We start from the raw sequence: 586 nt of genomic DNA, 5'->3' as shown, positions 1-586 counted from the left end.
GTGCCCGAGGATGTCACCCCGGTCGAGGAACGGGCCGAGCAGTTCGTAGAGATGGAGGTCGGATCCGCAGATGGCGGACGATGTGATGCGGACGATCGCGTCGGTCGGATGCTGGATCACCGGATCCGGCACCTCGTCGACCGAGACGGAGCGGGTTCCCTGCCAGGTGAGTGCTTTCATGGGCGCGTCCCCGCTCTCTCAGTAGTCCCAGTCCAGCGGACCGGCGTTGAGCGGCAGGTAGCGGGCATCTTCTGTGGCCCGCTCCGGCTGCACGGTCACCACGACTCGGGTACCGGCACAGACGAGCACGCTGACCAGGTCGTTCCCGGCGGTGAAGTCGACGAATGCCGGGTCGGACTTCGCCGCGACCTCGATTCGATCCATCAGATCCACGAGGTCCTGTTCGGGCGCCAGCACGAACTGGTCGTCATCGAACGCGATCCGGGTCTGCTTCTTCATCTTCTCCCCCTTTGATCGGGAGACGTGAATGCGCCTCTCTCAGAGAACGCTACGAAGCAGCACGCCGGTCATGAAGGGCCTTGCGTGATCGGACCCATCGTGCTCCCGCCGGGAGACGCGCTCCTCA

The 586-nt window shown here is 64.7% G+C and carries 1 protein-coding gene and 1 pseudogene; both read right to left on the bottom strand.

Features of this window, described 5'->3' with window-relative positions; all coding sequences use genetic code 11:
• Positions 1–180, bottom strand: a pseudogene (locus RTM68_RS06930) (glutathione-dependent formaldehyde dehydrogenase); the annotation flags it as partial.
• An 18-nt stretch (positions 181–198) separates the two neighbouring features.
• The gene (locus tag RTM68_RS06925) at positions 199–459 is read right to left on the bottom strand and encodes a hypothetical protein (protein WP_312169525.1); all 261 of its coding nucleotides are present in this window, start codon (positions 457–459) and stop codon (positions 199–201) included.
• Positions 460–586 lie beyond the last annotated feature (127 nt).

Source organism: Microbacterium sp., assembly GCF_031988965.1.
In the GTDB taxonomy this organism is placed as follows: domain Bacteria; phylum Actinomycetota; class Actinomycetes; order Actinomycetales; family Microbacteriaceae; genus Microbacterium.
The sequence above is the reverse complement of the archived record's forward strand: the minus strand, read 5'-3'. Positions and strand labels throughout refer to the sequence as shown.

Excerpts from the sequence above, each read along its gene's own strand:
- RTM68_RS06925 (WP_312169525.1), bottom strand. The coding sequence starts at position 459 with ATGAAGAAGCAGACCCGGATCGCGTTCGATGACGACCAGTTCGTGCTG.